8 protein-coding genes, 1 other RNA gene and 1 pseudogene are annotated in these 8,686 nt (G+C 62.2%); 3 read left to right on the top strand and 7 right to left on the bottom strand.

The annotated features are described in order from the left end of the window. The 7 genes and pseudogenes from ACILRN_RS13835 to ACILRN_RS13805 all read right to left on the bottom strand — a co-directional run. Positions 1 to 655: pseudogene (locus ACILRN_RS13835) on the bottom strand (ABC transporter permease); the annotation flags it as partial. Between the two features lie 69 nt (positions 656 to 724). Then, entirely contained in the window at positions 725 to 1,804 is a 1,080-nt protein-coding gene (locus tag ACILRN_RS13830) for an ABC transporter substrate-binding protein (RefSeq protein WP_395689218.1), read from the bottom strand. Between the two features lie 496 nt (positions 1,805 to 2,300). Continuing rightward, entirely contained in the window at positions 2,301 to 3,137 is an 837-nt protein-coding gene (locus ACILRN_RS13825; protein WP_395689217.1) for a TIGR00282 family metallophosphoesterase, read from the bottom strand. Next, complete coding sequence (locus ACILRN_RS13820; protein WP_395689215.1) at positions 3,128 to 3,700, bottom strand: 5-formyltetrahydrofolate cyclo-ligase; 573 nt, start codon at positions 3,698 to 3,700, stop codon at positions 3,128 to 3,130. The genes ACILRN_RS13825 and ACILRN_RS13820 overlap by 10 nt, the downstream gene beginning before the upstream one ends. A 25-nt stretch (positions 3,701 to 3,725) precedes the next feature. Further along, positions 3,726 to 3,888: non-coding RNA, 6S RNA (gene ssrS, locus ACILRN_RS13815), on the bottom strand. A gap of 50 nt (positions 3,889 to 3,938) precedes the next feature. After that, positions 3,939 to 4,292 (bottom strand): cell division protein ZapA, encoded by a 354-nt coding sequence (locus tag ACILRN_RS13810; protein ID WP_395689213.1) that lies wholly within the window; start codon positions 4,290 to 4,292, stop codon positions 3,939 to 3,941. Positions 4,293 to 4,295: 3 nt separating this feature from the next. Next, positions 4,296 to 4,577 (bottom strand): DUF4164 family protein, encoded by a 282-nt coding sequence (locus ACILRN_RS13805; RefSeq protein ID WP_395689211.1) that lies wholly within the window; start codon positions 4,575 to 4,577, stop codon positions 4,296 to 4,298. 192 nt (positions 4,578 to 4,769) lie between these two features. Here ACILRN_RS13805 and tkt point away from each other — a divergent pair, with 192 nt between their 5' ends. The 3 genes from tkt to ACILRN_RS13790 form a co-directional block, all read left to right on the top strand. Further along, positions 4,770 to 6,743, top strand: coding sequence for a transketolase (gene tkt / locus ACILRN_RS13800; protein WP_395689209.1), 1,974 nt, complete (start codon positions 4,770 to 4,772; stop codon positions 6,741 to 6,743). 13 nt (positions 6,744 to 6,756) lie between these two features. Then, positions 6,757 to 7,947 carry a phosphoglycerate kinase gene (locus ACILRN_RS13795; protein WP_395689207.1) on the top strand — a complete coding sequence of 397 codons (1,191 nt, stop codon included), beginning with the start codon at positions 6,757 to 6,759 and terminating at the stop codon, positions 7,945 to 7,947. Further along, a partial coding sequence (locus ACILRN_RS13790; RefSeq protein WP_395689205.1) for a class I fructose-bisphosphate aldolase occupies positions 7,944 to 8,686 on the top strand: 743 nt, incomplete at its 3' end. The genes ACILRN_RS13795 and ACILRN_RS13790, both read left to right, overlap by 4 nt.

Raw genomic sequence — 8,686 nt, 5'->3', positions numbered from 1 at the left:
AATGTGCCACTGGAAAGCCGAGCAGCAGGGATATGCCCGTGATCAGCGCCGAATAAACGAATGTCTTGAGGAAGATGTAGATGTAGATTTGCTGCTCGGGCGCCGTCTGCTCGAACCAGCCATCGGCAGAGCGCTTCATGTCGCCCGACACCATGAAAAAGTCGGTGGTCCAGGGCGAGGCCGCACTGCGCAACGACGCCCACAGCCGGGGATCGCCCCACAGCGGATTGAGCGCCACCATCTTTTCCTTGAAGGGCGGCTGCATCTTTGCCGCCTCGCGTCCGCTTGACTTGAACAGAGAAACGGTTCCGGGGAATGTGAAATTGATGCGCAGGCCCGCTTCGCCCGACGTCTTTTTCTGGTTCATGACCACGAGATCGCTGACCAGCGCCGCATAAGCCGCCTCATTGATCTCCGACCCTTGCGGATTCTCAGCGAACCACTGCGACAGCGCAGGCGCATTCTTTGAGAACATGTCGTTGTAGGCCGAGCGTTCCAGCATCTGGAAGATTGGGATGATGAAGCTCAGGACTACGAATGCCAGCAGCGGAAAGACGAGAAGGAAGGCTTTGGTCTTGGCGCGCCGCTGGGCGCGCTGCAACGCCGTTTTGAGGGGCGTTCCATCTGCAGTCGTAAGGTGTGCGCGTTCAGACACTGGCGGATGGACTCGAACAGTTTGGGAGGGACGGGCGCGGGTGAGTGACCCGCGCCCGGTTTTCAATCATCAGTTGGCGGCAAGCCAGGCGTTGAAGCGCTCATTGAGCTCCGCATCGCGGTCAACCCAGAACTGGAAGTCCGACTGCAGCGAATTCTTGAGGTTCGCTTCTGCCGTCGGAACGTTCGGAGCCATCTCCGTCTTGCCGTCCTTGAAGATCAGCGGCTCTTTCAGCGCCGACTTGCGGGCCGGACCGTAGGAGATGTTCTGCGCCTGGGCGCGAAGGCCGTCGGTCGAGGTTGCGTAGGCGATGAACTCCTTGGCTTTCTCCAGGTTCGGAGCGCCCTTCGGGATCGCATACATTTCGTTCTCATAGACCTGTCCGTCCCAGACGACCTTGAAGGGCTTGCCCTCGGCAACCGCGGCGTTGAACAGTCGGCCGTTGTAGGCCGTGGTCATGATCACTTCACCATCAGCCAGAAGCTGCGGCGCCTGGGCGCCAGCTTCCCACCAGACAACATCCTTCTTGATGGTGTCGAGCTTCTTGAAGGCACGATCCACGCCCTCCGGCGTCGACAGTGTCTTGTAGACGTCAGCCGGCGCGACGCCGTCTGCCATCAGGGCGAATTCGAGCACGCCCTTGGCACCCTTGCGCAGGCCGCGCTTGCCCGGATACTTCGCCATATCGAAGAAGTCGGCCGCCGTCGTCGGCGCCTTGTCAGCCGGGATCTTGGTGGTGTCATAGCCATAGACGTTGGCCCAGATGTCGGTCGACACGCCGCATTCCGTAACCGCACCTGCGAGGAAGTCCTCGGCAGCCGGAACGCCGTCATTGCCGGGGGGCAGGATGCTGATGTCGATCTTCTCGAGAACGCCCTCGTCGCACAGGCGGATCGCGTCAGCGTATTCCAGCGAAGCAACGTCGATGGTGACGTTGCCGGCCTCAACCTGCGCCTTGACCGGCTGGGCTGGATTGTCGCTGTCGATCATCTTGGCGGGGAACCCGGTCTTCGCCGACCATGGCTTCACATGGGCCTCGGTCTGGGCTTCACCGTAGGCGCCACCCCACGACATTACGGTCAACTCGCCCGCATGGGCCTGCACGGCAAACCCAGCCAGTGCCGTCGTAAGTATCAGCAGTTTCTTCATTATCGTCTCCCGATGTTTGGTTCATTCAAGCTAAACACTAAAAAGCAAGACGCCGTGAGACGATCAGCGATGCCAGCAAGCGGCACCTCGAGTTTCCCACAACTGGCAAGCGCAGGTCTTCGACCAGCACACGCCTGTCCACCTCAAGCCAGGGTTTCGAACACCACATCGTGATCCCCCAGCCGCGAGGCGGTCGTTCGATCGGAGGCTCTAATCAGTGAATTTCTTCATATGACTGCTTCCTCCAGCATGCCGGGCAAACCGGCGCGTTACACCACGGGGAGGACAACACACCCAGCCCACTGCGAATGATCGCAAAGCAGGCGAGCCGGTACTACCTCCCCATTTTTCCACGCTTTATTTGGGCGAGTGCTGCGGGTTGCCCATTATGGCACGATGCCTGCCTGCCTCGACTTCTTATAAGCGTTGCACAATATACTAGCGGCTTTTTACCCGCCGTCACTAGAGATTTTTTGCTGCCAGCGAGCAAAAGTAGTCATGCAAAGCCATTCTCCCAGGCGGCAATTCGGGCCTCGTCCAGCCGCCCACCGAGCCGCAGAGGAGCCACCAACACGGCCTTGCCTGTCTGGTCGTCCGTCTCGACAGCCACCCCGCACAAGGTTGCCTCACCCTCGGCCGGGCGCATGCGCTCAACCGGAAGTTTTCTGAGGAACCGTTGCAAAGGTTCGGTTTTGTCCATGCCGATGACCGAATTGTAGTCCCCGCACATGCCTGCGTCAGTGAGATAGGCCGTACCGCCGGGAAGGATCTGGTGATCCGCCGTTGGAACATGGGTGTGGGTGCCAACCACGAGGCTCGCTCGCCCATCACAGAAGTGTCCGAAGGCCATCTTCTCGGAGCTCGCCTCGGCGTGAAAATCGATCAGCACGGCATCGCAGGCCTGACTGAGCGGGCAGGCATCAAGTTCCCGCGAGACGGCCGCGAAAGGATCGTCCAGCATTGGCTCGATCATGACCCTGCCCATGGCCTGCATGACCAGCACGCGCTTTCCCGTCGCCGTCTCGACCAAAGCCACGCCTCGGCCCGGACAGCCCTGCGGCCAGTTCAAGGGCCGCAACAAATTCGGGTAGCGCTCGATGAAGATGAGCGCCTCGCGCTGGTCGAAAGCGTGATTGCCGAGCGTGACAACATCCGCACCAGCAGCGAGCAGACCCTGAAATATCTCTTCGGTGATGCCGAAGCCGTGGGCGGCATTCTCACCATTCACCACCACCAGATCCGGCCGATAGCGGGAACGCAAACCGGGAAGGTGCTGAGCGACGGCCTCGCGCCCGCTGCGTCCGACCACGTCACCCAGAAAGATCAGCCGCACGCGAATGTCTCCTGCTCGGTCATCACATAATCCAGCGGCGCGTCATGATCCCCGCGCGGCACGGCTTCCACCTCCTGCGCGGCATAGGCGACACCCACCGCCCAAACCCTCCTGAAGGCGCGGAGCTTCTCCAGCGTGCGGTCATAAAAGCCGCCGCCATAGCCGAGGCGGTAGCCCTGCCGGTCAAAGGCCAGCATCGGCACGAGGAGCACATCGGGCAGAACTTCGGCGGCGGTTTCAGGCGGAATGGGAATGTCCCACACGCCGGGCGCAAGCGTTTCGCCCGGCGTCCAGGCGCGAAACAGCAGCGGCTGATCAGCGCCGATCACCACCGGAAGACAGGTGCGCCAGCCTTCACGGCTGAGCCGCGCCAGCAGCGGCACCGTGTCAATCTCGCTCTTGTAGGGAATGAAGCCCGAGACCGTGCGGGCAGCGCCGGCCGCCACCGGAAGGCCTCGCAGCGCGAGGCTGGACCCTGCCGTCTCCATCAGCTGGGCATGCGCCTCAGCCCGGCGCTTGGCAGCCACCTGGCGAGCCAGCCGCTTCTCCTCGGCGATGTCCATGATCCTCCCAGCCGCTGAACAGGCGAGGCGAGCCACCATAGGCCGTGAGAGACTGACGATCCCGGGTCCCTACAGTTGTAGGTGGGCGCCGTATAGGCAAGGCCACGGCCAAGCCAAGGGACAGCTCCCATTCAGAATCGCATAGGCCCCAGGGAAAATATGTCATCCCACGCACCGGGCAGCCCGCCACCTGCCTATTTAGGGATGCAGCGCGGCAGAGTCCATCGGTGCGACAGCTTTACTTCAGCGACTGGGCCAGTTTCTCCAGCCGCTCGCTGGCAGCCATGAGACGCTCTCCGAACCGGGCCTGCAACTCCGCAGACTCGGCCTGGGCAACGGTGCGCGCCTCGCGAAGGCCTGCCACCTGTTCCTCGAGTGTCTGAAGCTTCGCAATCGCCTCCGAAAGCCGATCAGCCACCATCAGGCCCGCCATCACCAGCATGCGGATGTCGCCGACCGAGCCGACATTCGCCTTGACCCGCTGCACTTCGCCATCGAGCAGCTCGGCCAGTTCGCGCAAATGGTTTTCCTCGCCCTCCTGGCACTGCATCGTGTAGGGGCGGCCGTTCACCTGTACGATCACATGCGCCATGGACTACTCCGCCACGCCGGAGTGCAGCACTGCCCGGATGCGCGACATTGCGGCGTCGATCTTGCCTGCAGCACTCTTGCTGCTTTCAGCCAGAGCCCCCGCCTTGCTGCGCAGAAACCCAAGCTCATGCTCCAGCCTGGCTCGCTCCCGGCGCAGGGATTCGACCTCATTTTCGATCTCTCCAAAGCGGCCATCCGCCGCCAGACGCGCGGCAACCCGGTCCTCGATCTGGCTCATCGCCCCCTCGAAGCGCTCGATTGCTTCATCCAGTTTATCAATCCCCATCCTCAAAGCCTCTGGCAAGACTGAAGAATTTCTGCGTCGATTCCCCGGCAACATTAAACCGGGACCTGCCGTTTCGCAACGACCCTGATCCAGTCTCCGTAGCGCCACGGTTCCAATTGACTCCCGGCCCCAAGGCGCTATCAGGAGCCAAATTCCCGCGTCAGAGCCACATTGAGCCACAAGGATCAGCGCATGACCGCCTATTCCCCGGAGCAGACCCGTCTCATGGCCAATGCCATCCGCGCTCTGAGCATGGATGCAGTGCAGAAGGCCAATTCCGGTCATCCCGGCCTGCCCATGGGTGCCGCGGACGTCGCGACGGTTCTGTTCACGCAATTCCTGAAATTCGATGCCGCCGAGCCGAACTGGCCGGACCGTGACCGCTTCATCCTTTCGGCAGGTCATGGCTCGATGCTGATCTATTCGCTGCTCCACCTTCTGGGCTACAGCGGCATGACGCTCGAAGACCTCAAGAATTTCCGGCAACTGGGAGCCAAGACGGCCGGTCACCCGGAATTCGGCCACGCGCCCGGCATCGAAACCACCACCGGCCCACTGGGCCAAGGCATCGGCAATGCAGTCGGCTTCGCCATTGCCGAACGTCATCTTAACGCGGTGTTCGGCGATGGGCTGGTCAATCACAAGACCTATGTGCTTGCCGGCGACGGCTGCCTCATGGAAGGTATCAGCCAGGAAGCGATCAGCCTCGCAGGGCATCTCAAGCTGCGCAATCTCATCGTGCTGTGGGATGACAACGGCATCTCCATCGATGGCAAGATCGCCATGACCGATTCCACCAACCAGCTCGCCCGCTTCGCCGCGAGCGGGTGGACGGTGTCGGCCTGTGACGGGCACAATCCCGGCGAGATCGCCGCTGCGCTCTCGGCTGCGCAATCCGCCGACCGGCCAGTCCTCATCGCCTGCAAGACCGTGATCGGTTTCGGGGCCCCGACAAAGGCGGGTACGGCGGGCTGCCATGGCTCTCCCCTGGGGCCAGATGAAATCGCGGGGGCACGCAAGGCGCTGGGCTGGATCCACGAGCCCTTCATCATTCCCAATGACCTCATGGATGCCTGGCGCAAGGCAGGCGCGCGCGGCGCCGAAGCCCGGTCTGCCTGGAGCGCGCGGCTCGCTGCGTCACCGCACCGCGCCGAGTTCGAACGCCGGACCAAAGGCACGCTCCCGGCCAGCTTCGATGCCGCCCTGACCGCATACAAGCAAGAGCTGGCCAAGGCACCGCCGACGCTGGCCACGCGCAATGCCTCGCAGAACACGCTGGACGTGATCAACGCGGCGCTTCCCGACACGGTGGGCGGCTCGGCAGACCTGACGGGCTCGAACAACACCAAGTCAAAAGAGCTCAAGGCTTTCACTGCGGCCGACTATGGCGGCCGCTACATCTACTACGGCATACGCGAGCATGGCATGGCAGCCGCCATGAACGGCATGGCACTGCATGGCGGTGTCATTCCCTATGGCGGCACATTCCTTGTGTTCACGGACTACTGCAGGCCGTCGATCCGGCTCTCGGCCCTGATGGGCCAGCGGGTGATCTACGTCATGACCCATGACTCGATCGGACTTGGCGAAGACGGTCCCACGCACCAGCCAGTGGAGCACCTTGCCGCGTTGCGCGTCATTCCCAATCTCGCCGTTTACCGGCCATGCGACGCCATCGAAACCGCCGAATGCTGGGAACTGGCACTCAGGGACGAGACCCGGCCTTCTGTGCTGGCCCTGACGCGCCAAAAGCTGAAGCCTGCCCGCCTCTCATGGTCGGCAGACAATCTTTGCGGACTTGGCGCTTATGAAATTGCACCGGCGGCGGGCAAGTCGCAGGTGGTGATCTTTGCCTCAGGCTCGGAAGTTGAAATCGCGCTGTCTGCAAAGACCAGCCTCGATGCCGCAGGCAGGCCTGCGCGGGTTGTCTCGGTTCCGTCGATGGAGCGTTTCGCGCAGCAAGATTCTGCCTACCAGGCCAGGATCCTGGGGCACGAAACGATCCGCATTGCCATAGAAGCGGGCGTACGTCAGGGCTGGGACCGCTTCATTGGTGCGGATGGCCATTTTATCGGCATGACTGACTTCGGCGCTTCGGGGCCCGCCGAGCTTCTCTACAAGCACTTTGGCATCACGCCAGAGGCTGCCGTCAAGGCGGCGGTCTGAGGGAGACGGGACGATGCCTGCGTTTCGCACACTCGACGACGTCAATCTCTCCGGCAAGCGCGTGCTGTGCCGGGTTGACCTCAACGTGCCGGTGAGCAACGGCGTGGTGACGGACACAACCCGCATCGACCGCGTTGTGCCAACCCTGCGCGAGATCATGAACAAGGGCGGCGCGCTCATCGTGCTGGCCCACTTCGACCGGCCCAAGGGCAAGGTGATTCCTGAGATGTCGCTGAAACCGGTGGCAGCCGCTCTGGAAGCACGCCTCAGCCGGCCGGTTCGCTTTGTCTTCACCGACTGGCAGCAAGCGCCAACGGTGGACGTGAAGCCCGGTGAATGCGTGTTGATGGAAAACACCCGCTACCACGCTGGCGAAGAGAAGAATGACCAAGGCTTCTCTCGGCTCCTGGCAGGCCTTGGCGACATCTATGTCAATGATGCGTTCTCAGCAGCCCATCGGGCCCACAGCTCGACCGAAGGCATCGCCCATTTGCTGCCTGCCTATGCCGGACGCAGCATGGAGGCCGAACTGCGGGCGCTCAACCTCGCTCTGGAAACGCCCAAGAGACCGGTGATCGCAATCGTGGGCGGTGCAAAGGTTTCAACCAAGCTCGAGCTGCTCGGCAATCTCGCGAGCAAGGTTGACGCGCTGGTAATTGGCGGCGCGATGGCCAACACCTTTCTGCTGGCGCAGGGGCACGGTATCGGCAAGTCGCTTGCCGAGCGCGACATGACGGACACCGCGCGGAAGATCCTTCAGCAGGCGGAACACGCAGGATGTGCCGTCATCCTGCCTGTCGACGGCATCGTCGCGAAGGAGTTCAAGGCAGGGGCGGAGGCTGCGGACTATGGGGTTGACGCCATACCGGCCGATGGCATGATCCTCGATGTTGGCCCAGTTTCGTCCGATCGAATTCGCGCGGCGATAGACGACGCACACACGCTGGTCTGGAACGGCCCGCTGGGTGCGTTCGAAACCCCACCGTTCGACCGGGCGACCGTGGAAGCGGCCCGGCATGCAGCCCAGCGCACCAGAGCTGGCAAACTCGTGTCGGTGGCGGGCGGCGGGGATACGGTCGCGGCCCTCAACCAGGCCGGCGTCAGCCAGGATTTTTCGTATGTTTCAACCGCCGGAGGCGCCTTCCTTGAATGGCTCGAGGGAAAACCGCTGCCCGGCGTCAAGGCATTGGAGGCAAGATCATGACCATCGACACGCTCAACGCCATAGCCAACCGCATGGTGGCGCCCGGCAAGGGCATTCTGGCTGCAGATGAATCAACGGCATCGATCACGAAGCGGTTTGAGTCGATCAAACTCGACTCAACCGAGACCAATCGCCGCGACTACCGTGAGATGTTGTTCCGTTCCGCCGACGCGATGAAATCATGCATTTCAGGCGTGATCCTGTTCGACGAGACACTGCGCCAGACGGCCGCTGACGGCACGGCACTCGTGACGCTGATCAAGCAGGCGGGCGCTGTGCCTGGCATCAAGATGGACAAGGGCCCAAAGCCCCTGCCCTTCTCGCCCGGCGAGACCGTGACAGAAGGACTCGATGGACTCGCCGACCGTGTTGCCGAATATGCCAGGCTTGGTGCCGAATTCGCCAAGTGGCGGGCGGTGATCGATGTCAATGATCAGATTCCCAGCTACAATGCGATCAACGCCAATGCGCAGGCGCTGGCCCGCTATGCCGCGATCTGCCAGGCGGGTGGAATCGTCCCGATCGTTGAGCCAGAGGTGTTGATGGATGGCGCACATGACATCGACCGCTGCGCCGAGGCCACGGAATGGGCCCTGAAGGAAACCTTCCAAAAGCTTTATCACGCGCGCGTGGCGCTTGAGGGCATCGTGCTTAAGCCGAACATGGTGATCTCCGGCAAGAAGTGTCCACGACAGGCCGGTCGTGCCGAGGTGGCCGAGAAAACCCTGAAGGTGCTCAA

It is taken from the genome of Aestuariivirga sp. (genome assembly GCF_044238155.1).
GTDB lineage: Bacteria > Pseudomonadota > Alphaproteobacteria > Rhizobiales > Aestuariivirgaceae > Aestuariivirga.
The sequence above is the reverse complement of the archived record's forward strand: the minus strand, read 5'-3'. Positions and strand labels throughout refer to the sequence as shown.

Bases quoted from the DNA above. Each gene is read 5' to 3' on its own strand.
- ACILRN_RS13795 (WP_395689207.1), top strand. From the start codon at position 6,757: ATGCCTGCGTTTCGCACACTCGACGACGTCAATCTCTCCGGCAAGCGC.
- ACILRN_RS13830 (WP_395689218.1), bottom strand. From the start codon at position 1,804: ATGAAGAAACTGCTGATACTTACGACGGCACTGGCTGGGTTTGCCGTG.
- ACILRN_RS13810 (WP_395689213.1), bottom strand. From the start codon at position 4,292: ATGGCGCATGTGATCGTACAGGTGAACGGCCGCCCCTACACGATGCAG.
- ACILRN_RS13820 (WP_395689215.1), bottom strand. From the start codon at position 3,700: ATGGACATCGCCGAGGAGAAGCGGCTGGCTCGCCAGGTGGCTGCCAAG.
- ACILRN_RS13805 (WP_395689211.1), bottom strand. From the start codon at position 4,577: ATGGGGATTGATAAACTGGATGAAGCAATCGAGCGCTTCGAGGGGGCG.
- tkt (WP_395689209.1), top strand. From the start codon at position 4,770: ATGACCGCCTATTCCCCGGAGCAGACCCGTCTCATGGCCAATGCCATC.